We start from the raw sequence: 22596 nt of genomic DNA, 5'->3' as shown, positions 1-22596 counted from the left end.
GCGCCGCCCGACGGCTGAACGAGGTTCGATGCGAGACTGCCCGGTGTGGGTGATGACTCGACGATTTCGCCGAAGGACCGCTTCCTGACCGTGTACGGCCGGAAGCCGGTGCTGGAGGCGCTGGCGGACGACGGCCTGCGGGTGGACAAGGTGATCCTCGCCGACACCGCCCGCGGTCCCGGCGCGGCGGAGATCCAGCAGGCGGCGAAGGTGGCCGGCGTGCCGGTGCAGCGCGCCAGCGCCCACCGGGTCAAGGTCCTCGCCGGGAACGGCAAGCAGGATCAGGGCGTGCTCGCCGACGTCGTCGCGCCCCGGATGCGCGCGCTCGGCACCGCGCTGGCCGACCGCCGCCCGCCGTCGCGGGTGCTGCTGCTGGACGGCATCACCACGCCCGCGAACGTCGGGATGATCCTGCGGACGGCGACGGCGGCCGGGCTGGACGGCGTGATCGTGCCGCGGCGCGGGGTCGCGGCCCTGGACCCGCTGGTGGTCAAGGCTTCGGCCGGGGTGGCGTTCCGCGCGCCGGTGCTGCGCTGCGGGTCGGCGCGGGAAGCCGCCGAAATGCTCACCGAAGCCGGCTACGCGCTGTACGCCCTGGGCGCGTCGGCGAAGACGACGGTGTTCGACGTCGACCTGCCGCAGCGCGCGGCGTTCGTGCTGGGCGGCGAAACGGCCGGGGTCGGCGCGGACGTCGGCGAGCTCGTCACGGAGTGGGTGTCGATCCCGATGCCGGGCGACGTCGAGTCGTTGAACGTCTCGGCCGCCGCCGCGGTGCTGTCGTTCGAGCTGGTCCGCCGCGGCCGCTGACCGCTCAGCCGGCCGGGAACAGCACGTTCAGTTCGACGAGGGTTTCGTCGACCGACCGGTGGTGCACGCCGACCATGCCCGCCTGGACGGCGCCGCGGATGTTCGCCGCGGAGTCGTCGACGAAGGCGCAGCGGACGGCGGGCAGGCCGAGCCGGTCGGCCGCGATCAGGTAGATCGCCGGATCCGGTTTGGTCACGCCGACCTCACCCGAAAACACCAGTTCGTCGAAATAGTCGAACATGGTGTTCTTGACCTCGGCCGACGCCCCGTGGGCGTTGGACAGCAGCGCGGTGCGGACGCCTCGCTCGCGTGCGGCCGCCAGGTAGTCGTAGAACCGGCCGGCGTCGGGATCGGTGAGAACTCCGGCGAAATCGACCAATAGCCCTTTCAGCACCCGGCACACCATAGCCGTGGCGGCGATGCGGTGTCTCGGACAGTTCGATATTGCCCGGCGCTTAGCGCACCGGCGTAGGGGAATCCATCGTTTCGGCGGTTCTCCCCCGAATCGAGCGATTCCTGTCGCCTTTCGGACCGGTTCCCCCCTCTAAGCAGTGGAGGCGGCGAAATGCCGAGTCCGGGAGGGGAGGAAATGATCGAGGAACATCGCGTGAGAACGTTGATCCACTACGAAGCGCCGCGCCGCGCACAACGCCCGGCGACGGTGACACCGGAAGAGCACCGACGCGGCGGCGCCCGCTGCCCGGCGCCGAGGCAGCTCGAAGCGGGCGAGGTGGGCCATCTGCTGAACATGCTGCTGGAGGCCTACGACGGCCGCCGTCCGGCGTCGCAGATCCGCGCCATGGTGGCGCCGGAGGTCTACGCGGGGCTCAGCGGGCCGCGCCTGGCCCGGCCCCGGCACCGGACGCAGACGATCCACACGTGCACCCCGGTGCCGGGTGTGATCGAAGCCTGCGCCCGCGTGGAGGCGGACGGCCGGTCGTTCGCACTGGCGGCCCGCTTCACCCGCACCACGGCGGGCTGGCGCTGCGTACGGTTCGCCCTGCTGAAGCCGCGGGAATCCGGCCGACGGCCCCAGCGAGCGGCGGCATGAAGCGGTCCGGCGCGGCGCGCTCCCCGCCGCCGGCCGGGTGGACGCCGCGGCCTACCGGCTCGTGACCGGCAGGGTCGACAAGCCGCGCAGGGTCGTCGTCGGGTTCCAGGCCGGGTCGCCGGCCAGGGACAGCTTCGGGCGCCGCCTGGCCAGTTCGCGGAAGGCGATCCGGCCTTCCAGCCGGGCCAGCGGCGCGCCGAGGCAGAAGTGGATGCCCTGGCCGAACGCCAGGTGGCGGCCCGGTGCCCGGGACGGGTCGAACGACTCCGGGTCCGGGCCCGCCGCCGGGTCGCGGTTGGCCGCTCCGATCAGGACGATCACCTGGCTGCCCGCCGGGACCGCCAGGGCGCCGAGCGCCGTGTCACGCAGCGCTGTCCGGCCCGTCAGCTGGACCGGTGAGTCGTAGCGCAGGACCTCCTCGACCATCCGGTCGGACGCCTCCGCGGCCGGACGCAGGCCGTCCGGGTGGCGCAGCGACGCGAGGACGCCGTTGCCGATCAGGTTCGTCGTCGTCTCGTGGCCGGCGATGAGGAGGAGCGTGAGCGTCACCAGCAGCTCGCCCTCGCTGAGCACGTCACCGGCGTCGGACACCGCGACCAGCGCGGACAGCAGGTCGTCCCCCGGTTCGCGCCGTCGCCGCCGCGCCAGTTCACGGAAGTAGCCGACGAACGACTGGCGCGCCCGGACCGCTGGTTCGACCGTCTCCGGGCGCTGCAGGAACGGCGGGTCCAGCGCCCGCGCCATCGCGTGCGACCACGTCGCGAAGCGCTCGCGATCGTCCAGCGGCACGCCGAGCAGTTCGGCGATCACTTCGACCGGCAACGGCCTCGCGAGCGTCTCCATCAGGTCGAACTCGTCCGGCGCGCGCTCGATCAGCTCCACGGTGATCTCTTCGATCCGCGGCGCCAGCCGCTCGACCATCCGCGGGGTGAACGCCTTCGCCACCAGCCGCCGCAGCCGCGTGTGGTCGGGCGGGTTCAGCGACAGGAACGCCCGGACCACGCGTCCCGACTCGTCGACCGGCTGGTCCGGGAGCCGGTCCGCCGGATCCAGGTACTCGGGTTCGGGGTGGCCGAACGCCGGGTCGCGCAGCACCTGCGTGGCTTCGGCCAAGCCGCTGACCACGAACATCCGCTCGGCCAGCGCCGCGACCGGCACGCGCTCGCGCCACCGCCGGTAATGCGGGTACGGGTCCGGCCGCCGCTCGGCGCCGAACAGCGTGAAGAACTCCTGCGGATCCGCCGACACCGTCGTCACGACCATCCCCCGTTCATGGCACCGGGGCGCGCGGACAAGCCACGCGCCCCGGTTTCGCCTACGTCAGCGACGCGGGCCCTTCTTGCCCTTCTTCGCGGCGTCGCGCTGGGCGGCGCGGCGGTCACGACGGGAAGACGCGCCGCCGCCACCCGCGGCCTGCGCCCCACCCTCGCTGTGGGACTCGACCTCGCCGTCCTCGCCCGGACCGGAGAGCGTCATGCCCGGCTGCTGTCCACCGCCGCCGAGACCCTTGCCGCGCAGGGCGGCCGGGACGGACTCGGTGTCGGTCGTGGGCGGCTGCGGCGGGGCCGGCCGCGCGTGACGGCCTTCCGAGGCCGCGGCTGCCTGGCCGTTGCCGGAGCCGACACCCGCGGGCAGCGCGGCGGCGTCTTCGGCGGGCGGCGCCTCGGCGCGCTCGACCTGCAGGTTGAACAGGAAGCCGACGGCCTCCTCCTTCAGCGAGTCGAGCATCGCGCGGAACATGTCGAAGCCCTCGCGCTGGTACTCGATCAGCGGGTCGCGCTGCGCCAGCGCCCGCATGCCGATGCCCTGCTTGAGGTAGTCCATCTCGTAGAGGTGCTCGCGCCACTTGCGGTCGAGGACCGTCAGCATCACCTGGTGCTCCAGGGTCCGCATGCCGTCCGGGCCGACGAGCGCGTTGATCTCCTCTTCGCGCTTGTCGTAGGCGTTGCGGGCGTCCTGCAGCAGCGCCTCGCGGAGGCCGTGCGCGTCGAGGTCGCCGTCCTCCATGAGGTCGTCCCACTCGATGCTGACCGGGTAGAGCTGCTTCAGCGCCGTCCACAGCTTCTCGTGGTCCCAGTCCTCGGCGTAGCCGTTGGCCGTCGCACCGTCCACATAGGCGTTGACGACGTCCTCGAGCATGCCCTCGATCTGGTCGCGCAGGTTCTCGCCGGCCAGCACGCGATGGCGCTCGGCGTAGATCACCTTGCGCTGCTCGTTCATGACCTCGTCGTACTTGAGGACGTCCTTGCGCTGCTCCATGTTGATCTGCTCGACCTGGGTCTGCGCGCTCTTGATGGCCTTGGAGACCATCTTGTGCTCGATCGGCACGTCGTCGGGCAGCCGCATGGTCGTCATGACGCGCTCGACCATCGTCGCGTTGAAGCGGCGCATGAGCTCGTCGCCGAGGGAGAGGTAGAAGCGGGACTCGCCCGGGTCGCCCTGACGGCCCGACCGGCCGCGGAGCTGGTTGTCGATGCGGCGCGACTCGTGCCGCTCGGTGCCCAGCACGTACAGCCCGCCCGCCTCGCGGACCTCGTCGGCCTCGGCCTTGGACTCTTCCTTGACCTTCTCCAGGGTCGACGGCCAGGCGGCCTCGTACTCCTCGGAGTGCTCGACCGGGTCCAGGCCCTGCTCGCGCAGCACCTGGTCGGCGATGATGTCCGGGTTGCCGCCCAGCACGATGTCGGTACCGCGGCCGGCCATGTTCGTGGCGACCGTGACGGCGCCCTTCTGGCCGGCGCGCGCGACGATCAGCGCCTCCCGGTCGTGGTGCTTCGCGTTCAGCACCTCGTGCGGCACGCTCAGCTTCACGAGCAGCTTCGACAGGTGCTCGGACTTCTCGACGCTCGTCGTGCCGACGAGGACCGGCTGGCCCTTCTCGTGCCGCTCGGCGATGTCCTCGGCGACGGCCTCGAACTTGGCCTGCTCGGTCTTGTAGATCAGGTCCGGCTGGTCGGCGCGCACCATCGGCCGGTTCGTCGGGATCGGCACCACACCCAGCTTGTAGGTCTGGTGGAACTCGGCGGCCTCGGTCTCGGCCGTACCGGTCATGCCGGAAAGCTTGTCGTAGAGCCGGAAGTAGTTCTGCAGCGTGATCGTGGCGAGGGTCTGGTTCTCGGCCTTGATCTCGACCTTTTCCTTGGCCTCGATCGCCTGGTGCATGCCCTCGTTGTAGCGCCGTCCGACCAGGATGCGCCCGGTGAACTCATCGACGATCATGACTTCGCCGTTGCGGACGATGTAGTCCTTGTCCCGGTGGAACAGCTCCTGGACCTTCAGCGCGTTGTTCAGGTACCCGACCAGCGGCGTGTTGGCGGCCTCGTAGAGGTTGTCGATCCCGAGCTGGTCCTCGACGAACCGGACGCCCTTCTCGGTGACCGCGACGGTGCGCTTCCGCTGATCGACCTCGTAGTGGTACTTCGAGTTGATCAGGTTCGCCTTTTCGGTGCGCTCCCGCGAGCCCATCGTGGTGGTGTCGATGCCCTGCATCAGCGGCGCGAGCCGGGCGAACTCGACGTACCACCGCGACGACTGGTCCGCCGGGCCGGAGATGATCAGCGGCGTCCGGGCCTCGTCGATGAGGATCGAGTCCACCTCGTCGACGATGGCGTAGTAGTGGCCGCGCTGGACGCAGTCGTCCAGGCTCCACGCCATGTTGTCGCGCAGGTAGTCGAAGCCGAACTCGTTGTTCGTGCCGTAGGTGATGTCGGCGTTGTACTGCGTGCGCCGGACGTCCGGCTGCTGCTCCGAAAGGATGACGCCGACTTCGAGGCCGAGGAAGCGGTGGATACGGCCCATCCACTCCGAGTCGCGCTTGGCCAGGTAGTCGTTCGTGGTGACGACGTGCACGCCCTTGCCGGGGATGGCGTTGAGGTAGGCCGGCAGGACGCAGGTGAGCGTCTTGCCCTCACCGGTCTTCATCTCGGCGACCTGCCCGAGGTGCAGCGCCGCGCCGCCCATCAGCTGGACGTCGAAGTGGCGCTGGCCGAGCACCCGCTTGGCCGCCTCCCGGACGACCGCGAAGGCCTCCGGCAGCAGCTCGTCGAGAGATTCGCCGTCGCCGTTCCGCTTGCGGAACTCATCGGTCTTGGCCCGCAGCTCGGCGTCGGTCAGGTCCTTGACGTCGTCTTCGAGGGTGTTGATGTGATCGGCGATGTTGCGCAGCCGCTTCACCATCTTGCCCTCACCCGCGCGGAGCAGGCGGTTCAGCACCATCCGGTCGACCTCACTAGCTGATCATGAGCGCGCCCAGGCCGGTCCCGGGCAGGTTCTCCCGCGGCGGCAGCCGTGTTCGGCGCCACCGTCCCACCCCATCGTAGGGAACGAGGGGCGTGGTGTGCACACGCCGTGGGTCGGGACATGCGGGTGGCCCGCACGCGAGCCGCGTGCGGGCCACCCGGAAGGCCTCCTTAGAGACCGGCTCAGCCGAGCCGGATCACGCCGTAGTCGAAGCCTTTCCGCCGGTAGACCACACTGGGCCGGCCCGCTTCCGAGTCGTTGAAGAGGTAGAAGTCGTGGCCGACCAGCTCCATCTCGTAGAGAGCCTGGTCCACCGTCATGGGCTCCGCGGTGTGCTGCTTCTCGCGAACGATGCGGCCTGGCTGGTGACCCAGGTCGTCATCGGCCCAGCTCTGCTGCTGGGGCAGATGGAGCTCGTCGGCACTCGCGAAGCCGTTCGTCTGCGGTTCGGCTTCGGGTGCGTCCAACACCGCGGTACGCGCGGCGGGACTGGCTGCGGCCGGGGATCCACCACCCGGCAGTACCGAGGTCGCTTCGGCGACCGATTCCGGGCGGCTGCGTCCGTAGTGCACGCGCCTCCGGTCGTGTGTCCTCCGCAGCCGGTTTTCCAGCTTGGTGACTGCGGAATCGAGCGCTGCGTAGAAGTCGGCGGCACACGCTTCAGCGCGTACGGCCGGGCCCCGCCCCTTTCCGGTGATTTCGACGCGCTGGCAACTCTTGGCCTGACGTCGGTTGGGTTCGTGGAACAGTTCCACGTCGTACCGGATGACTTTCCTGTCATAGCGCTCGAGGCGGGCCAGCTTGTCGCTGACAAGCGCCCGATAGTGATCGGGCACCTCCACGTTGCGGCCCTTAACGACGATGTCCATACACGACCTCCCTCGCTGAGATGACTGCGAGCTGTTGTGTTCACACACGGCGCCGGTATTGCGGGACGGAAGCCCGCTTCGTGGGCTGAGAAGGAACTCGGAAACGGTTCACGACGTCTCGTGCCGGTGACCGAGCACGGGCTCAGCGCACCTCTGGCGCCAGGGACATGGGCTCGTCACCTCCCTGCCTGCGGGGATTGCTGATTGCGGTGCACGTTAGCTTCCTCACGCCCGTTACAACAGCCCCCGAGCCGGGGGATGTCAGGGGATGGGACTCCGTCACCCCGCGCAGTGATCGCGGAGTGGGCACCAGAAAACCCCCGCTGGTCGGATGCGGTCCGCGCAGCTCGGTTTCACACGGACGGCGCATCGTTGCCGACTGCTGGACGCCGAGGGTGACGACCCGGTCCGGCACAGCCGCCACACCGGTGGAGTGGTGTGGCAGCCGAGTGGTCGTGTCGCGCACCCTCATGTCCGGTCAACGGGCGTCGGTCCGTTCGCGTTCCCGCGAGATATCACTCATGTAGGTGACAGGCGGGTCACCCGGCCGCGAGCTGGGTCGGGACGGTGGTTCGTTTCGCCTCCGGTTTGGGTGCGGGCGTTCGCATGGTGGACGTAGTCGGCGGTGGGAGGTGCGGGGTGGGGTGCCGGCTCGGTGAAGCCGCAGGTGGCGGGCTCCTTTCGGCTCGCTTTGGCGTCGTGGACGCCATGGCCTGGAGGCTTTGGAGCAGGCGGGCTTGCTCGCCCGTGGGGACGGTGGGCGGTGGTGACCACGGACAAGCCGACCCCGCGAGTCCACCGCCGCCGGATGGGGGACGCCCTTTCACCCGGCTTCACCCGGCCGCGAGCAGGGTCAACACCGCCGAGACCGGGAAACCCTCCGCCGCCAGCGCTCGTACGCACGCCGCCGCCGTGGCTCCCGTTGTCACGACGTCGTCCAGCACCACCAGCGGGTATCCCGGTGGTGGGCGCCCTGCCTGACGGAACCGCAACCGGCCGGCCAGGTTGGCCATCCGCTCGGCGCGATCCAGCCCGACCGCGTCGCGGGCCCCACCGGCCAGCTCCAGCGCCGGGGCGACCGCGACCTCGATGCCCCGCGCGGCCAGGACGCTCGCCGCGGCGTTCGCCAGGCGCTCGACGTGAGGGCCGCCGCGGACCCTCGCCGCCGAACGGCGGCTGGGCGCCGGGACCAGACAGATCGCCCGGACCGGGGCACGGGCGGGAGCGGTTCCCTTCTCTGCTGAGACCGCTGGCACCACACGGCTCGAACCGGCAACCGCGGCAGCTCCCTCCACCGGCGAAACAACCGACGTCACACTGCTCGAACCGGCAGCTTCAACCCCCTTCAACGGGAGCACGACCAGCGCGTCCGCCAATGCCCGGCCCAGCGACGGCGCCAGGTCACGGCGGCCACGCTCCTTGTACGCGATCAGCAACCTCCTGGCCACGCCGCGGTACCGGGCCAGCGCGAACACCCGCACCAGCCCGGCCGTCGGCGTGCGGACGACTTCGGCGGCCGAGCCCCAGACGCCCTGGCAGCGGGCGCAGCACGGCTCGCCGCGGGCTCCACAGGCGGCGCAGCGGCTAGGGACGAGGAGGTCGAGCAGTTTCTTCAACACACGGACAGTGTCACGACCGGCACCGACAGTTTCGAACGTCCGGACGTCACCCGACCAGGTGAAACATCAGCCGGGGTAGAAGGGGTCCGCGTCCTTCATCGAGTGGCTCTGCGGTCGCCACACCTCGCCGAGCGCCGAAGCGTTCCACAACCCGCTGCTGTCCGCCACCACGATCGGACGGCTGGGAGCCGCCGTCACGCCGTGGACCGCCGGTGTCAGGTTGGAGCTGTTGAACGCGTCCATCCGCTGGCCGTCCACCGTCACCTTGACCACCGGCTGCGACGCCGACTTCGTGACCGCCACCAGGGAGTCCTGCCCGAACCAGTCGACGTCGACGACGTCCGTGAGGTCCTGCGGCTGGAGGTGCCGCGGCTCGCGCAGTGACACCGAATCGCCGTTGACGACGACCGAGGCCACCCACAGCTCGCCGCTGACGACCGCGGCGACGCGGGCGCCGTCGCGGGAGAACCGCAGCTCCGTGGTGACGCCCTGCTGGAGCAGGTCCGTGGCGTTGACCTGCAGCGGTGTCCACTGGCCAGTCGGGCCCAGCACCATCCGGCCCACCGACAGCTGGTCGACCACCGTCCACACCTCGCCGGTGCCGGGCCGCCACGTCGGACGGCTCAGCGTGCTCCCGCCGAGGTTCGCCAGTGGCAGCTCGTGGCCGAAGTCGCCGATCCGCAGCCGGACCTGGCCGCCGGCGCGCTCCACCACCGCGAGGCGCTTGCCGTCGAAGTCCTGGGCGGCGCTCACGACGTCGTAGCCGCCGTTGCCCGCCGGGCCCGGGATCGGCGCGCCGTCGCCGAGGGAGCGGACGCGGCCGCCGACCGTCATCAGGCCGAGCAGCTGCAGGCTGGGCGACAGCGACGCGCCGTACGCGGGCAGGTCGTTCGGCCGCCAGTCCGGGTGGTTCGCCACCAGCGGGGCGCCGTCGGCGAGGATCCGGATCCGCGCCGACGTGACGTACTGCAGCGTGAGGACGATCTGCGCGGCGATCAGTTTCCGGGTGTCGTCGGGGACGCCCGACGCCCCGGTCAGGGGCACCACCAGCGTCCCGTCGTCGAGGCTCTTGACGTTCGTGTCGATCTCGACCGGCTCGCCGAGCAGGTTCCGCACCGACCCGGCCAGGCTCGTCGACGGCCCGTTGACCAGCAGGTCGATCACCCGGCCCGGCAGCCCGGACTGCGGCTTCGCGACGACGTAGCGCCGGTCGGGGACGAACGTGGCCGCCGTGTCCGAGTAGAAGCTCACCGGCACCGGCGTGTAGTTCTCGCTGAAGTCGGACTCGGTCGCGTACAGGTCGGCGGGCGGGTCGACGATCCGCCACTGGCCGTTCGCCTGCCTGCGCACCTTCACCTGGAGCAGCGCCTGGTTGGCGTCCGGCACGAACGCGTTGTTCTGGTCCAGCGTGCCGATGTCGGCCCCGCGCACGTTGACGATCAGCGTGTTCGCGTCCGGCTGCGGCTTCGTGTCGTAGACCGTGGCGAAGGTGTTCTGGATGATCGTCAGGCTGCGGCTCGGCCGCCAGTTCACCCGGCCTTGCTCGTCCAGGTAGGCGCGAGCGGCCGCGTTGTTCTGCCCCGGCTTGAGCGTCGCGCCGACGAAGGCGCGGACCAGGGAGAGCGGGTCGATGTCCTTCGACGGCTCGGGCACCACGTCGCCGGAGCCCTGGCCCTGCCGTTCGCCGGAGACGACCACGGGCTGCGACTCCAGCGGCACGTTCGCGCAGCCGGCCAGCAGCACCACGCACAACGCCGCAAGCGCGAGCTGTGACAACCGGGACTTTCCCCTGGACCCCCGAAGAGCCTGTTGTTTCACTGACCGATTCCCTCACGTTCGGCGAAGATCGCCTCGGGTGCCGGCGTGATGTCGATGATCCCGAGCGGCAACTCGGCCGCGAAACGGTCGGGTGGCGGCAGGACCAGCGGCGGGTCGCCGGCGGGCACGTCCTGGCGGCGCGGCAGCACGAGCCGGAAGCAGGCGCCGTGGCCGGGCTCACCCCAGGCGTCGAGCTCGCCGCCGTGCAGGCGCGCGTCCTCCTGGCTGATCGCCAGGCCGAGCCCGGTGCCGCCGGTGCGCCGGTTGCGCGACGGGTCGGCGCGCCAGAACCGGTTGAACACCAGGTCCGCCTCGCCGAGCCGCAGGCCGACACCGTGGTCCCGGACCGTGATGGCGACGGCGGTCTCGTTCGCCGCGAGGGTGAGCACCACCGGCTTGCCCTCGCTGTGGTCGACGGCGTTGGCGAGCAGGTTGCGCAGGATCCGCTCGACGCGCCGGGCGTCGACCTCGGCGACGACCTCCTCGTCGGGCAGGACGAGCTCGACCGAACTGCCCGCGTTGCCGGCGATCACCCGCACCTGCTCCACCGCGCGGGTCGCGATCGGGCGCACGTCGATGAACTCGGCGGACAGCTCCTCGACGCCGGCGTCGAGCCTGCTGATCTCCAGCAGGTCGCCGAGCAGCGCTTCGAACCGGTCGAGCTCGTCGACCAGCAGCTCGGTCGACCGCGCCAGCCCGGCCGGGAACTGCTCGCGGGACGCGTGCAGCACGTCCGCGGCCATCCGGACGGTGGTCAGCGGTGTGCGCAGCTCGTGCGAGACGTCGGAGGTGAACCGGCGCTGCAGTCCGCCGAACTCCTCGAGCTGGCGGATCTGGCGCTGGATGCTGGCGGCCATCCCGTTGTAGGACACCGCGAGCTTCGCCAGGTCGTCCTCGCCGAGCACCGCGAGCCGCTGGTCGAGGTCTCCCCCGGCGAACTGTTCGGCCGCGGCGGCGGCCTGACGGACCGGCCGCACCACCTGCCGCGTCACCAGGTTCGTGATTCCGGCCAGCAGGAGCAGCAGCACGAGACAGCCGACCAGCAGCGTGTTCTGCACGGTCGAGACGGTGTTCTGCTCGGTCGTCAGCGGGAACAGCAGGTACAGCTGCAGCGGGCTGGCGACGGTGTTGAGCGGCGTGCCGACGATCAGGTACGTCGTGCGCCCGCCGGCGGTGTCGGGAACGGTGTGCTCGAGCCAGCTCATCTGGTCGGCTTCGACGAACTGGCGCAGCCGCGGCGGCACGTTCTCGAACGGGCCCGCGAACGCCTGCTCGTCGCCGGACTGGTCGTGTCCGCCGCTGGCGAGCACCGGGACGAACGTGCCCGCCGCCGAACCGGCCGCGTCCTGGCTGGTCGGCGTGATCGCGATCTTCTTCAGCGCGTTCTGGAGCCGGTTGCCCATCGCTTCGCGCGACTCGCCGCCGAGGCCGACCAGCTCACCGGCCGCCGTCTCCGCCGCCGCGCGGGTCTGCGCGATCGCCGCGTCGCGCTTGGTGTCCAGCAGCCGTTCGGTGATCTGGTTCTGCAGCACCATGCCCAGCACGAAGACCACGGCCGAAGACAGCGCGAGCGTCGAGACGGTGACCCGGAACTGCAGCGAGTGCTTCCACAGCTCGTTGAACGCGATCGCGCGACGGCGCGCGAAAACGACGACACGCCGTACCAGTCGTGCCGTCGAACGCGCCGACGCGGGGAGCCGTCTGCCGGTCGGGAGAGTCATGGAGCCATCACGGCGGGCCGGCCTTGTACCCGACGCCGCGAACGGTCAACACCACCTCGGGGTGTTCCGGGTCCTTCTCGACCTTGGACCGCAGCCGCTGGACGTGCACGTTCACCAGGCGGGTGTCGGCCGCGTGCCGGTAGCCCCACACCTGCTCGAGCAGCACCTCGCGGGTGAACACCTGGCGCGGCTTGCGGGCCAGCGCCACCAGCAGGTCGAACTCCAGCGGAGTCAGCGGGATGGCCTTGCCCTCCCGCGTCACCTCGTGGCCCGGCACGTCGATCGCCAGGTCGCCGATGGTGAGCGACTCCGCCGGTTCGGCCTCGGTGCGGCGCATCCGGGCCCGGACCCGCGCGACCAGCTCCTTCGGCTTGAACGGCTTGACGACGTAGTCGTCCGCGCCGGACTCCAGACCGAGAACGATGTCGACGGTGTCGCTCTTGGCGGTGAGCATGACGATCGGCACCCCGGACTCGGCGCGGATCGCCTTGCAGACGTCGATCCCGTTCATCCCGGGCAGCATCAGGTCGAGCAGGACGAGGTCGGGTTTCAGCTCACGCAGCGCGGGCAGCGCGCGTGAGCCGTCGGCGACCACCGCCGTGTCGAACCCCTCCCCACGGAGCACGATGGTGAGCATCTCCGCGAGGGCGGGGTCGTCGTCGACCACGAGAACACGTGCCTTCATGTCCACATATTCGCACTAGTTCGGACGCCCGCACGCACGACCCGCGTGTTTGACCACCAGAAAGATCAAGATCGCTAAGAGTTCTGCTCCATCCGGGTGGCCGTGGACGGTCCGTGAGGGCCGCGCCGGAGCCGGTGCGGCCCTTCACGGACCTGCGAGGAGAGGCTCAGGGAACCGCCGGGACGGGCGCGTCGACGAAGACGACGCCGTCGGTGACGGTCACGCGGTACGTGCGCAGCGGCTTCTTGGCCGGCAGGCAGGCCGGCACGCCGGTGCGCAGGTCGAACTGCGAGGCGTGCAGCGGGCATTCGACGAAGCAGCCTTCGAGCCAGCCGTCGGCGAGGGAGGCGTCCTGGTGCGTGCAGGTGTCGTCGACGGCGAAGAAGCCGTCCGCGGTGTGGAACACCGCGATCGCGACGGGACCGTCGAGGCGGAGGGCGTCGCCTTCGGGCAGGTCGGCGACGGCGCAGGCTCGGATCATCAAGGCCTCCGGGTAACGACTGACGAGATGCCGGGACGGTGCGTGAATGTTGCGCAGAGTGCGACGCTGCAGCTTCCTGCGCAACAATCCGTCCCCGACGACGTCGCCGTCAAGAGATTCGCCCAGTCAGCCGATAGCACCGGGGCAAAACGGATACTGTTGCGCCATGCGGAACCAGGACTCGGGCAACGCAACTCAGAGCCAGGTGCAGTCGGTCGACCGGGCGATCAGCGTGCTGGAGCTGCTCGCCCGCAACGGCGACACCGGCATCACCGAGATCGCGGGCGAGCTGGGCGTCCACAAGTCGACGGCGTCGCGGCTGCTCAGCGTCCTGGAGGCGAGAGGCCTGGTCGAACAGCTCGGCGAACGCGGGAAGTACGCGATCGGGTTCGGCATCGTCCGGCTGGCCGGCGCCGCGACCGGCCGCATGGACCTCGCGAAGCTCGGCCGCGCCAGCTGCCTCTCGCTCGCCGAAGCGCTCGGCGAGACGGTGAACATCGCCGTCGCCGACGACGGCGTCGCGATCAACATCAGCCAGGCCCGCGGCTCGGCGGCGATCACGACGCAGAACTGGACCGGCCAGCGCACGCCGCTGCACGCGACGTCCAGCGGCAAGGTCCTGCTGGCGTACATGGGCGAAACCGAACGCAAGCGGGTGCTGAAGCGGAAGCTGGAGCAGTACACGCCGCGCACGACGGTCGACCCGGAAGAGCTGATGTCCGAGCTGGAGCGGGTGCTCGAAGACGGCTACGCGGCCTGCTACGAAGAGCTCGAACTCGGCATGCACGCGGTCGCCGTGCCGATCCACGGCCCGGGCGGGGACGTCGTCGCCGCGATGAGCGCCTCGGGGCCGTCGTACCGCCTTTCGAAGCAGCGGGTGAAGCAGATCGTGCGGCCGATGACCGAGGCGGCGGAACAACTTTCCGAGCAGCTGGGCTATTTCCGGGACTAGGGGTACAGCCTGGCCATCGCGCGGATCGTCTCCGCGAGGTGCGCGGCGAGTTCCGCGGGCGCCAGCACCTGTGCGTCCGCGCCGAGCCGCAGCAGGCCCGCGGCGGCGTGGGGCACGCTTTCCAGCGGGATGGTGGCGCGCTGCCAGCCTTCGTCGTCCGCGGGTTCCAGGGTGCGCATCGCGAGCCGGGTGGCTCTCGGCCCCAGGACTTCGGGCAGGGCGGCGATCCCCGCGGGTGACAGCCGGACGACGGCGGTCTCGGCGGCTTCGCTCTCTTCGTACCGTTCGACGTGGTCCCGCCAGAACTCCGCCAGGTCGAAACCACCGGGCCGGACGAAGGCCTCGGGCAGCGGCCGCAGTTCCTCGATGTTGGTGACGCGGTAGGTCCGCGGCTCCGACCGGCCGGCGGCCACGAGGTACCAGACACCGGCCTTGAGGACCAGGCCGAGCGGGCGCAGCTGCCGCGTGACCACGCCGGGCGTCGGCGACCAACGGCGGTACCGGATCTCGACGAGCCGGTCCTGCCACAGCGCCTCCGCGGCGGCGAGCAGCCGCGGCACCGGATCCGCCTCGCGGTACCAGCCGGGGGCGTCGAGGTGGAACCGCTGCCGGATCCGCACCGACGCGTCCCGGTACGGCGTCGGCAGCGCCGCCATCAGCTTCAGCTCGGCGGCGGCCACCTCGGCGCCCAGACCCAGTTCGGCGGCCGGCTGGGGCAGGCCAGTGAGGAACAGCGAGCCGGCCTCGCCCGCGGTCAGCCCGGTCAGCCGGGTCCGGTAGCCGTCCATCAGCTGGTAGCCGCCTGCCGGCCCCGGCTCGGCGTAGATCGGGACGCCCGCGGCGGCGAGCGCTTCGACGTCGCGGTACACCGTACGCGCGGTCACGCCCAGCTCCGCCGCCAGCCGGGCGGCGCTCATCCGCCCCCGGTTCTGCAGCAACAGCAACAGGGACACCAGCCGGCTCGCACGCACCCGGCGAAGTCTGCCAGCGGCCACTGACAGAAGATGTCAGTGGCCGCGACCCAAGATCGCCGGCATGAACGATTTCGACTTCTTCCACGGCTCCTGGACCGTCGTCAGCCGGCGGCTGAAGACGCTCTTCTCCGATTGCGACGACTGGGACGTCTACCCCGGCACCACCACCTGCACGCCGTTCTTCGAGGGCGGCGGCAACACCGAAGAGATCCTCTTCCCGGCCCGCGGCTTCCGCGGCTTCACGCTGCGGCTCTTCGACGTCGAGCGCGAGGAGTGGTCGATCTACTGGGCCGGCAGCCGCACCGGGCTGCTCCAGCCCCCGGTCGTGGGCACCTTCACCGACGGCCGCGGCGACTTCTACGGCGACGACACCCACGAGGGGCAGCCGATCAGGGCGCACTACATCTGGTCGGACACCACCACGTCCTCGCCGCGGTGGGAGCAGGAGTTCTCCACCGACGGTGGGGGGACCTGGGAAGCCAACTGGGTCATGGAGTTCACCCGGGCCTGAGCGGGCGTCCTCGGCGCCGGCCTCGGCGGCTGCGCGTTGGCCTCGGGGGACCACGCAGCGGCAAGGTGCTGCCGGAACCGTCCACAACGGACTTCGTCGCCGAGGAAACGTACGTCGGCGACGCCCCCCGCCGTCGCGCGCTGCGACTGTCCACTGTGGGCGAACCGGGCTGGGAAACGGTTCCGGGACACCGGTTCGGCTACCGCCCCAGCAGCGACGCCGCCAGCGCTTCGAGGTCGACGCCCGCGACGCCGTCCAGGACGTGCCACGGCGCCAGCCAGCCCGCCGCGGCCAGCTCGTCGTACACCGCCGCGCAGCGCCGCTGGAGGCCGTCGTCGGTTTCGAACGCGTCGCGCTCCCGGCCGGTCTCGGCGCGGCGTTCGGCGCGCTCGGCCGCCACCGAAGGCGCGACCCGCAGCAGCAGGTGCGCGTCCGGGCGGGGCAGGCCGAAGCGGCCGACTTCCAGCTCCCACACCCATTTCACGACTTCGCCTGCCGCGTCCTGCCGCAGCCGCGCGGCCGCGTACGCGGCGTTCGACGCGACGTAGCGGTCGAGCAGGACGACGTCGTGCGCGTCCCGCAGCGCGCGGATGTCGTCCGCGGCGCCGCTGCGGTCGAGCGCGTAGAGCACGGCCATGCCGTACACCGAGTCGGCCAGGTCGCCGTGCCCGCGGTGCAGCGCCTCCCGGACCAGGTCCGCGTGCACGCTCTCGCCGTAGCGCGGGAACGCCAGCGACGCCACGCTCGCACCCTTGGCGCGCAGCGCCGCCGTCAGCCCGTCGGCGAGCGTGCGCTTGCCCGCGCCGTCGAGCCCTTCGATGACCACCAGTCGACCCACGGGCGTCATTATCGGTGGTCGACCGGCGGGCCCGGTGGAAGGGGGATCGGCACCAGGCCCGCCGGTTCGTCTCAGGCGGGGTTCCGCCGCAGGTGGAGCACGTATCCGGCGCCGCTGACCGCCAGGACGCCGACCAGGATCAGCAGCGGCACCCAGCCGGGGTCGTGACTGGACGGCGCCGCGCCGCCGTCGCCGCGGGGCATCACCTGGGCGGTGGCGTCGTACCCGCCCGCCTCGCCGTCGCGGGCGTAGACCGAGCCGGGGAGCTTGTCCGCGTACCGCGCCGAAACCGTTCGCTGGTAGTCGGCGACGGTGACGGCACCGGCGGTTCCGGAGAGCGGGGTGACGCGGCCGTCGCCGACCGCGTACCAGGCGTCGACCTGCGGTTCGTGCAGCAGCAGGGCACCCGGCGGCACCTTCCGGGCGTACGCGCTTTCGACGTCACCCGAAGCGATGTTGCCGATCTGCCAGGCGCCGTCGGCGTCGCGGACCGACCAGAGCGTCGCGGTCCGGCCGTCGGACGCGACCGCGGGGACGGCGAAGTAGGCGAACCCGCCGGGTACCGCGCCCGGCTTGCCCGCGACGAAGTCCGGCGAGAGCTCGTACACGGGGTAGGCGTCCGGCGCGATCCGCACCGAAACCGGCGCCTGGGCACCCGGCGCCTGCGCGAAGAACCGGACCAGGACGTCCTGGAACCCGGCGGCCGCGCTCCTGGCCGCGACGACGTCGGCGCTGCTGATGCCGGCGGCCTGGGCCGCGCCTGACACCGGCGCCGTCATCAGCAGCGCCGCGCCGGTCAGCACGGCGAGCACCAGAGCCCGCCTGCTCATCGGGCGATCCCGGTGAGCGTGTGCGTCCAGGTGAAAGACGAGTTCTGGGTGTAGTAGGCGTAGGTCGACCAGTTGAAGCGCTTGGCCGGCCCGGGGTCGGCCCAGTAGAGCCAGTCGCCGCTGGTGTCGTAGCCGTAGAGGACGTGCGTGTGGCCACCGCCCGAGCGCCAGCCGACCCGGGTTTCCACCGGCCGGTTCGCCGCGGCCTCCGTCCGGACCGCGGCGTAGGAGATGCGCCGGTCGAGGTACCGGCCCGGCGAAGTGAACCCGAGCCGGGCGAAGGCGCGCCGCGGGTCGGCGAGCGTCCCCGGCAGGTTCGCGCAGTCCTGGCCGGTCTCGCCGTGCGCGAGCTGGCAGAACCGCAGCTGGCTGAGCCCGGCGCCGTGGTAGGCCGCGATGGTGTTGCCCGCCCCGGCCCAGCACCACTGGTTCTTCTGCTGCGCCTGCGTCGTGATCTGGTTCCGGTACGTCGACGGCACTCCGGGCGCGGCTCCGGCGGTGACCGGCGCGACCAGGCACAACAGCAGACTCACGGCCAGTACGGCCTGAGCCCGGCTCGACTTCACCAGCACGGACGGCCTCCTGCAGCGGAGTGGGCGAACCAGCGGTGGTCACAACGGTGAACAACGCGGTCACATGGAGCAAGAACGCCATCCGGAGGAACGGACCGTTCCGGGGCATAGCCGGAACGCGGAACAGTCAGCCTTACGTGGCCAACCACCCTGAACGGGGGTCGGCACGGCCACTCTACGCTGCTAACGTGAACGTTCCGCGGTGTTCACGCCCAGCGCACACACTGGTCGGGTGAAGGGACGAGCGGTGGTACAAGACGGGAACCTTCCACTGATCATCGATGGCGCCCGCACGACCCGGGCATCGGTCGCCGAACTGCCGAAAGAGCTGACCGAGGCACTCCGCACCGGCGAGTTCCACCACGCCCTGCGGTTGGCGATCGCCTACCGCGGGCTTTCACTGGCTCGCCTGCGCGCCCACCTCGCGCTGCGAGGCGTCCAAATCGGACAGTCCACGCTGAGTTACTGGCAACGCGGGCTGCGCCAGCCCGAGGTGCCGAAGGCGCTGCCGGCGGTCCGGGCCCTGGAATCGGTGCTCCAGCTGCCCGCCGACGCCCTCGTGGTGCTGATCGGACCGCGGCTGGTCCGGCGCGGCCACCAGCCCGCGGCGTCGTTCCACGACCTGCGTTCCGGCGACATGGGGTCGATCGTCGAGGACCTGCTGGCCGAGCTCGGCGCGTACCCGTCGTCGAACCACTACAACGCCGACCTCGAGCTGCTGTCGGTGCACGACACGATCACGTTCGACGCCGAACACCGCCAGGTCAGCCTGCGCACGCGGCTGGTGACGCGGGCCCGGCGCCACGGTCCGGACCGCTACCTGACGGTGTACAACGGCGACCCCGGCTGCCGGATCGACGACGTCGAGCTGATCACCGACGAGGGCTGCCGCGTCGGCCGGATGCGACGCAACCCGGACGCCGACACGATGGCGACCGAGCTGCTGTTCGACCGCAAGCTCGCCGAGGGCGACATCCACGTGTTCTGCTTCGAGGTCCGCGACGATTCGGGGTCGGCGTCGCCGGGCTACTACCGCATGCTGCGGGATCGCTGCGCGAGCTACCTGGTCCAGCTCCGCTTCGACCGCAACGCGCTGCCGGCCCGGTGCACGCGCCAAGTCCGCGCTCGCGACGACGCCCTGCCGGTGGTGGCGGAGGAACTGGCGTGCGACATGGGCGGCGTGAGCAGCGCGTTCTTCAACGACGCGGGACCGGGGCTGGCCGGAGTCGCCGTCGAGTGGAACTGACCGGAGCGGTGTGATGCCCCGCTGGTCACGCGAGAAGCCCGCCCCATCACGCGAGATGCCCGCCTGACCACGCGGCTCGCGTGATCGGAGACGGGACTCGCGTGATCGGAGACGGGACTCGCGTGATTGAGCGCGTCACTCGCGTGATTGGCGGGGCATCACACCGTCAGTGGCCTCGGTGTTTGGCGCGGGACTTCGCACGGGCCAGCTCACGACGGCGGGTGGCCTCGGCGGCCGCTCGGCGCTTGCGGGCCGCTTTGTTCTCCGCCGCGCGCTCGGTGACCGCGTCGCGCAGTGCGCGCTGGGCCGCCGTGCCGATGCCCGCTTCCTCGTGGGCCCTCTTCGCCTGCTTGGCGGGCCGCTTGGGCCGCTCGCTCGCCGGGACGGGCGGGGCTTCGCGCGCCTCGTCGGCGAGGCGCACGAAGTCGCGGCCCGCCGCGAAAGCCGCCAGCTCGGCGTTGTTGGGCTCGGACCCGAAGATGTGGCGCGCGGCCCGGACCAGGCCGTCTTCGTGGATCTCGTAGACGCCGACCCAGAACCGGCCGTCGTGGTACAGCGTGAACACCCCGCTCATCGGAAACCTCCAGGCGTGACGGATCAGCCTGGCGTCACCGGTTTCCCGCCGGGGCGGGACAACGAGCCCTTCGAGGCCGCCCGGACTACCTACCGGGCCGTGAGGTTCGTGAAGCCAAGAAACACGCCCAGCCTACGCGGGACGGCCGCCGATGCCGATCTCGTTTCCCTCGGGGTCGCGGTAGATGAGCTTGCGGACGCCGTTGTCGTAGATCTCACGGTCCGCCGGCTCGACGCCCCGCTCGGAGATCGCGGCGATCCGCTCGTCCAGGTCGCCGACGAACAGGGTGTGCATGGCGCCTCCGGATGGGCGGTCGAGCCGTCGCTCGATGGCGATCGCCCCGTATTCGGTGACCTCCCACAACGCCTCGGTGTCGCTCACGACGAACGTCGGCGGCGACCCGAAGAGCTTTTCGTACCAGGCGAGCGCCCCGGGGTAGTCGTGCACCGCGATCCCCGCGATGAGATCGACCATCACAGCACCTCGAACCCGTTGGCCTCGGCGGCCTCGGCCTGACGCTCGTCGCGGGTCACGAAGGTGACGGATTCCCCGCCGGTGAGCTCGGCCGTGGAGTGCATCGCGACCGCGATGTGGATCGCGTCGAGCGTGCGTACCGGGTAGTTCTCCGTGACCAGCCGCCGGGCGGCGGGAATCACCCGGTCGGGGCTGAACGGGATGAGCACCAGGTCCCCGTCCGGGGAGGCGAGGTGATCGAAGTGCGCCAGCACCGCCGCTGGATCGGGGATCCGGCCGGTCCGCTTGGCGGCCGTCATGGCGCCGGCGAACTCGATGCGGGTGAAGTCACTGCTCAAGATCGGAGCGTCACCCTCGAGGAGCAGCTTGCGGAACTTGTCGTGCTCCGGCTCGTCCCGCAGATAAGCGGTGACCAGCGCGCTGGTGTCGACGTAGAACACGGTCACCACTTCCCCCGGGTCCAGTCGAGCGCTTCGCTCACAGCCGTGCCCCAGCCCTCGGACAAGTCTTCGATTTCGTCAAGGGTCGGCACGCGAGCGGGCGGCTCCACGTGCACGACCTTGCCTTCGGCGATCAGTCGCCGCTTCCACTCCGTACGGGTTTCGGTCTTTGCCACAACGCCCCTCAATGCTTCCGTGACCAGGTCGTTCATGCTGCGCCCCTCGGCTTCGGCTCTGGCCTTCAACCGGGCGTGCAGCTCGTCGTCGATCCTCGTGATCAACTGCTTCACGACTCCATGATAACACGTCACCCATTCGTGCTATCACTGTCACAAGCGCAAAACAAAGGGCCGCCCCGAACACTTTCGGGGCGGCCCTGACCAGCGAAAACGTGAAGATTCAGTACCGGTAGTGCTCCGGCTTGAACGGGCCCTCGACGTCGACGTCGATGTACTCGGCCTGCTCCTTGGTGAGCTTGGTCAGCTCGCCACCGAGCGCGTCGAGGTGGATCTTCGCGACCTTCTCGTCGAGCTTCTTCGGGAGGCGGAAGACCTCCTTGTCGTACTCCTCGTGCTTGGTGAACAGCTCGATCTGCGCGATCACCTGGTTCGAGAAGCTGTTCGACATCACGAACGACGGGTGCCCGGTGGCGTTGCCCAGGTTGAGCAGCCGGCCCTCGGACAGCACGAGGATCGTGTTGCCGTTCGGGAAGATCCACTCGTCGACCTGCGGCTTGATGTTGATCTTCCGGATACCCGGGTAGCGCGCCAGGCCTGCCATGTCGAGCTCGTTGTCGAAGTGGCCGATGTTGCCCAGAATGGCCTGATGCTTCATTTTCGCCATGTGCTCCACCAGCACGACGTCCTTGTTGCCGGTGGTGGTGATGATGATGTCGGCCTCGGGCAGCACGCTCTCGAGCTTGCGGACCGCGTAGCCGTCCATCGCCGCCTGCAGCGCGCAGATCGGGTCGATCTCGGTGACGATCACCCGCGCGCCCTGGCCACGCAGGGACTCCGCCGCGCCCTTGCCGACGTCGCCGTAGCCGCAGACGACCGCGACCTTGCCGCCGATCAGCACGTCGGTGCCGCGGTTGATGCCGTCGATCAGCGAGTGGCGGATGCCGTAGCGGTTGTCGAACTTCGACTTCGTCACCGCGTCGTTGACGTTGATCGCCGGGAACAGCAGCTCACCGGTGGCGGCGAGCTGGTAGAGCCGCAGGACGCCGGTGGTGGTCTCCTCGGTGACGCCGCGGATGCCCTCGCCGATCTTCGTCCACTTGCCGGTGTCCGAAGCGACCGAGGCGCGCAGCAGCTCGAGGAACACGCGGAACTCGTCCGAGGTGTTCTCGTCCGGGGTCGGCACGACGCCGGACTTCTCGAACTCGGCGCCCTTGTGCACCAGCATGGTGGCGTCACCACCATCGTCGAGGATCATGTTCGGACCCTCACCGTCCCAGGTGAGCATCCGCTCGGTGCACCACCAGTACTCCTCGAGCGACTCGCCCTTCCACGCGAAGACCGGGACGCCCTTGGGCTCCTCGGGAGTGCCGTGCGGGCCGACGACGACCGCGGCCGCCGCGTGGTCCTGCGTCGAGAAGATGTTGCAGGACGCCCAGCGCACCTCCGCGCCCAGCGCGACCAGCGTCTCGATCAGCACCGCGGTCTGCACGGTCATGTGCAGCGAGCCGGAGACCCGCGCCCCGCGCAGCGGGTAAACCTCCGCGTACTCGCGGCGCAGCGCCATCAAACCCGGCATCTCGTGCTCGGCGAGGCGGATCTCCTTGCGGCCGAATTCGGCGGCATCGAGGTCGGCGACGGCGAATTCGATGCCGTTGCGGGTCTCGTGCCGCTTGGCAACGCTTTCGGGGGTCATAGTGGCGATTCCTCCAAGACTCG

The 22596-nt window shown here is 70.6% G+C and carries 23 protein-coding genes; 5 read left to right on the top strand and 18 right to left on the bottom strand.

The annotated features are described in order from the left end of the window. Window positions 1-45: 45 nt before the first annotated feature. Window positions 46-807: an RNA methyltransferase gene (locus AB0M82_RS17585; protein WP_364722629.1), complete on the top strand. Its 762-nt coding sequence runs from the start codon at window positions 46-48 to the stop codon at window positions 805-807. A 4-nt stretch (window positions 808-811) separates the two neighbouring features. Here the strand turns inward: AB0M82_RS17585 and AB0M82_RS17580 are convergent, their stop codons facing one another. Next, window positions 812-1186 (bottom strand): HAD-IA family hydrolase, encoded by a 375-nt coding sequence (locus AB0M82_RS17580; RefSeq protein ID WP_364722685.1) that lies wholly within the window; start codon window positions 1184-1186, stop codon window positions 812-814. Between the two features lie 228 nt (window positions 1187-1414). Between AB0M82_RS17580 and AB0M82_RS17575 the strand changes: the two genes are divergently transcribed. Then, on the top strand, window positions 1415-1858 hold the full coding sequence (locus tag AB0M82_RS17575) for an Rv3235 family protein (RefSeq protein ID WP_364722627.1): 444 nt from the start codon (window positions 1415-1417) through the stop codon (window positions 1856-1858). A gap of 51 nt (window positions 1859-1909) precedes the next feature. Here the strand turns inward: AB0M82_RS17575 and AB0M82_RS17570 are convergent, their stop codons facing one another. From AB0M82_RS17570 to AB0M82_RS17535, 8 genes are all read right to left on the bottom strand, one after another. Then, window positions 1910-3121, bottom strand: a complete 1212-nt coding sequence (locus AB0M82_RS17570; RefSeq protein ID WP_364722626.1) for a cytochrome P450 — start codon at window positions 3119-3121, stop codon at window positions 1910-1912. A 57-nt stretch (window positions 3122-3178) separates the two neighbouring features. Then, window positions 3179-6073 carry a preprotein translocase subunit SecA gene (gene secA, locus AB0M82_RS17565; RefSeq protein ID WP_364722624.1) on the bottom strand — a complete coding sequence of 965 codons (2895 nt, stop codon included), beginning with the start codon at window positions 6071-6073 and terminating at the stop codon, window positions 3179-3181. 206 nt (window positions 6074-6279) lie between these two features. Beyond that, window positions 6280-6966 (bottom strand): ribosome-associated translation inhibitor RaiA, encoded by a 687-nt coding sequence (raiA, locus tag AB0M82_RS17560; protein ID WP_364722622.1) that lies wholly within the window; start codon window positions 6964-6966, stop codon window positions 6280-6282. Window positions 6967-7799: 833 nt separating this feature from the next. Then, window positions 7800-8582: a ComF family protein gene (locus tag AB0M82_RS17555; RefSeq protein WP_364722683.1), complete on the bottom strand. Its 783-nt coding sequence runs from the start codon at window positions 8580-8582 to the stop codon at window positions 7800-7802. Window positions 8583-8651: 69 nt separating this feature from the next. Further along, window positions 8652-10361 (bottom strand): LpqB family beta-propeller domain-containing protein, encoded by a 1710-nt coding sequence (locus AB0M82_RS17550; protein WP_364722620.1) that lies wholly within the window; start codon window positions 10359-10361, stop codon window positions 8652-8654. A 38-nt stretch (window positions 10362-10399) separates the two neighbouring features. After that, on the bottom strand, window positions 10400-12124 hold the full coding sequence (mtrB, locus tag AB0M82_RS17545; protein WP_364722618.1) for an MtrAB system histidine kinase MtrB: 1725 nt from the start codon (window positions 12122-12124) through the stop codon (window positions 10400-10402). A gap of 7 nt (window positions 12125-12131) precedes the next feature. Beyond that, window positions 12132-12809 carry an MtrAB system response regulator MtrA gene (gene mtrA / locus AB0M82_RS17540; RefSeq protein ID WP_005150760.1) on the bottom strand — a complete coding sequence of 226 codons (678 nt, stop codon included), beginning with the start codon at window positions 12807-12809 and terminating at the stop codon, window positions 12132-12134. Window positions 12810-12975: 166 nt separating this feature from the next. After that, on the bottom strand, window positions 12976-13290 hold the full coding sequence (locus AB0M82_RS17535; RefSeq protein WP_364722616.1) for a bifunctional 3-phenylpropionate/cinnamic acid dioxygenase ferredoxin subunit: 315 nt from the start codon (window positions 13288-13290) through the stop codon (window positions 12976-12978). A gap of 166 nt (window positions 13291-13456) precedes the next feature. Between AB0M82_RS17535 and AB0M82_RS17530 the strand changes: the two genes are divergently transcribed. Continuing rightward, the gene (locus AB0M82_RS17530) at window positions 13457-14242 is read left to right on the top strand and encodes an IclR family transcriptional regulator (protein WP_364722614.1); all 786 of its coding nucleotides are present in this window, start codon (window positions 13457-13459) and stop codon (window positions 14240-14242) included. Here AB0M82_RS17530 and AB0M82_RS17525 read toward each other — a convergent pair. Beyond that, window positions 14239-15213, bottom strand: coding sequence for a WYL domain-containing protein (locus tag AB0M82_RS17525; protein WP_364722612.1), 975 nt, complete (start codon window positions 15211-15213; stop codon window positions 14239-14241). The genes AB0M82_RS17530 and AB0M82_RS17525 overlap by 4 nt on opposite strands. Before the next feature lie 64 nt (window positions 15214-15277). Between AB0M82_RS17525 and AB0M82_RS17520 the strand changes: the two genes are divergently transcribed. Next, window positions 15278-15727 carry a hypothetical protein gene (locus tag AB0M82_RS17520; protein ID WP_364722610.1) on the top strand — a complete coding sequence of 150 codons (450 nt, stop codon included), beginning with the start codon at window positions 15278-15280 and terminating at the stop codon, window positions 15725-15727. Window positions 15728-15926: 199 nt separating this feature from the next. Here AB0M82_RS17520 and AB0M82_RS17515 read toward each other — a convergent pair whose 3' ends face one another. The 3 genes from AB0M82_RS17515 to AB0M82_RS17505 form a co-directional block, all read right to left on the bottom strand. Continuing rightward, a complete protein-coding gene (locus AB0M82_RS17515) occupies window positions 15927-16574 on the bottom strand; it encodes a dTMP kinase (protein WP_364722608.1) in 648 nt (215 codons plus the stop codon). A 62-nt stretch (window positions 16575-16636) separates the two neighbouring features. Beyond that, complete coding sequence (locus tag AB0M82_RS17510; protein WP_364722607.1) at window positions 16637-17395, bottom strand: hypothetical protein; 759 nt, start codon at window positions 17393-17395, stop codon at window positions 16637-16639. Beyond that, complete coding sequence (locus AB0M82_RS17505) at window positions 17392-17967, bottom strand: papain-like cysteine protease family protein (RefSeq protein ID WP_364722605.1); 576 nt, start codon at window positions 17965-17967, stop codon at window positions 17392-17394. Before AB0M82_RS17505 ends, AB0M82_RS17510 begins: the two co-directional genes overlap by 4 nt. A gap of 247 nt (window positions 17968-18214) precedes the next feature. Here AB0M82_RS17505 and AB0M82_RS17500 point away from each other — a divergent pair, with 247 nt between their 5' ends. Continuing rightward, window positions 18215-19213: a hypothetical protein gene (locus AB0M82_RS17500; protein WP_364722681.1), complete on the top strand. Its 999-nt coding sequence runs from the start codon at window positions 18215-18217 to the stop codon at window positions 19211-19213. A gap of 166 nt (window positions 19214-19379) precedes the next feature. On the opposite strand, the gene AB0M82_RS17495 is transcribed toward AB0M82_RS17500, so the two are convergent. From AB0M82_RS17495 to ahcY, 5 genes are all read right to left on the bottom strand, one after another. Next, window positions 19380-19787: a YjdF family protein gene (locus tag AB0M82_RS17495; protein ID WP_364722603.1), complete on the bottom strand. Its 408-nt coding sequence runs from the start codon at window positions 19785-19787 to the stop codon at window positions 19380-19382. A gap of 132 nt (window positions 19788-19919) precedes the next feature. Further along, window positions 19920-20261 (bottom strand): VOC family protein, encoded by a 342-nt coding sequence (locus tag AB0M82_RS17490; protein WP_364722601.1) that lies wholly within the window; start codon window positions 20259-20261, stop codon window positions 19920-19922. Next, the gene (locus AB0M82_RS17485) at window positions 20261-20710 is read right to left on the bottom strand and encodes a type II toxin-antitoxin system VapC family toxin (RefSeq protein ID WP_364722599.1); all 450 of its coding nucleotides are present in this window, start codon (window positions 20708-20710) and stop codon (window positions 20261-20263) included. The genes AB0M82_RS17490 and AB0M82_RS17485 overlap by 1 nt, the downstream gene beginning before the upstream one ends. Next, window positions 20704-20991 carry a toxin-antitoxin system HicB family antitoxin gene (locus tag AB0M82_RS17480; protein ID WP_364722597.1) on the bottom strand — a complete coding sequence of 96 codons (288 nt, stop codon included), beginning with the start codon at window positions 20989-20991 and terminating at the stop codon, window positions 20704-20706. Before AB0M82_RS17480 ends, AB0M82_RS17485 begins: the two co-directional genes overlap by 7 nt. A gap of 109 nt (window positions 20992-21100) precedes the next feature. Further along, on the bottom strand, window positions 21101-22573 hold the full coding sequence (gene ahcY, locus AB0M82_RS17475; protein WP_364722595.1) for an adenosylhomocysteinase: 1473 nt from the start codon (window positions 22571-22573) through the stop codon (window positions 21101-21103). Window positions 22574-22596 lie beyond the last annotated feature (23 nt).

Source organism: Amycolatopsis sp. NPDC051128 (assembly GCF_040682715.1).
Taxonomy (GTDB): domain Bacteria; phylum Actinomycetota; class Actinomycetes; order Mycobacteriales; family Pseudonocardiaceae; genus Amycolatopsis.
Note: the sequence above shows the minus strand (reverse complement) of the source record. Positions and strands in the feature narration are given on the sequence as shown.

Bases quoted from the DNA above. Each gene is read 5' to 3' on its own strand.
- ahcY (WP_364722595.1), bottom strand. From the start codon at position 22,573: ATGACCCCCGAAAGCGTTGCCAAGCGGCACGAGACCCGCAACGGCATC.
- AB0M82_RS17490 (WP_364722601.1), bottom strand. From the start codon at position 20,261: ATGGTCGATCTCATCGCGGGGATCGCGGTGCACGACTACCCCGGGGCG.
- AB0M82_RS17510 (WP_364722607.1), bottom strand. From the start codon at position 17,395: ATGAGCAGGCGGGCTCTGGTGCTCGCCGTGCTGACCGGCGCGGCGCTG.
- AB0M82_RS17570 (WP_364722626.1), bottom strand. From the start codon at position 3,121: ATGGTCGTGACGACGGTGTCGGCGGATCCGCAGGAGTTCTTCACGCTG.
- AB0M82_RS17495 (WP_364722603.1), bottom strand. From the start codon at position 19,787: ATGAGCGGGGTGTTCACGCTGTACCACGACGGCCGGTTCTGGGTCGGC.
- AB0M82_RS17515 (WP_364722608.1), bottom strand. From the start codon at position 16,574: ATGACGCCCGTGGGTCGACTGGTGGTCATCGAAGGGCTCGACGGCGCG.
- mtrA (WP_005150760.1), bottom strand. From the start codon at position 12,809: ATGAAGGCACGTGTTCTCGTGGTCGACGACGACCCCGCCCTCGCGGAG.
- mtrB (WP_364722618.1), bottom strand. From the start codon at position 12,124: ATGACTCTCCCGACCGGCAGACGGCTCCCCGCGTCGGCGCGTTCGACG.
- AB0M82_RS17535 (WP_364722616.1), bottom strand. From the start codon at position 13,290: ATGATCCGAGCCTGCGCCGTCGCCGACCTGCCCGAAGGCGACGCCCTC.
- raiA (WP_364722622.1), bottom strand. From the start codon at position 6,966: ATGGACATCGTCGTTAAGGGCCGCAACGTGGAGGTGCCCGATCACTAT.
- secA (WP_364722624.1), bottom strand. From the start codon at position 6,073: ATGGTGCTGAACCGCCTGCTCCGCGCGGGTGAGGGCAAGATGGTGAAG.
- AB0M82_RS17530 (WP_364722614.1), top strand. From the start codon at position 13,457: ATGCGGAACCAGGACTCGGGCAACGCAACTCAGAGCCAGGTGCAGTCG.
- AB0M82_RS17520 (WP_364722610.1), top strand. From the start codon at position 15,278: ATGAACGATTTCGACTTCTTCCACGGCTCCTGGACCGTCGTCAGCCGG.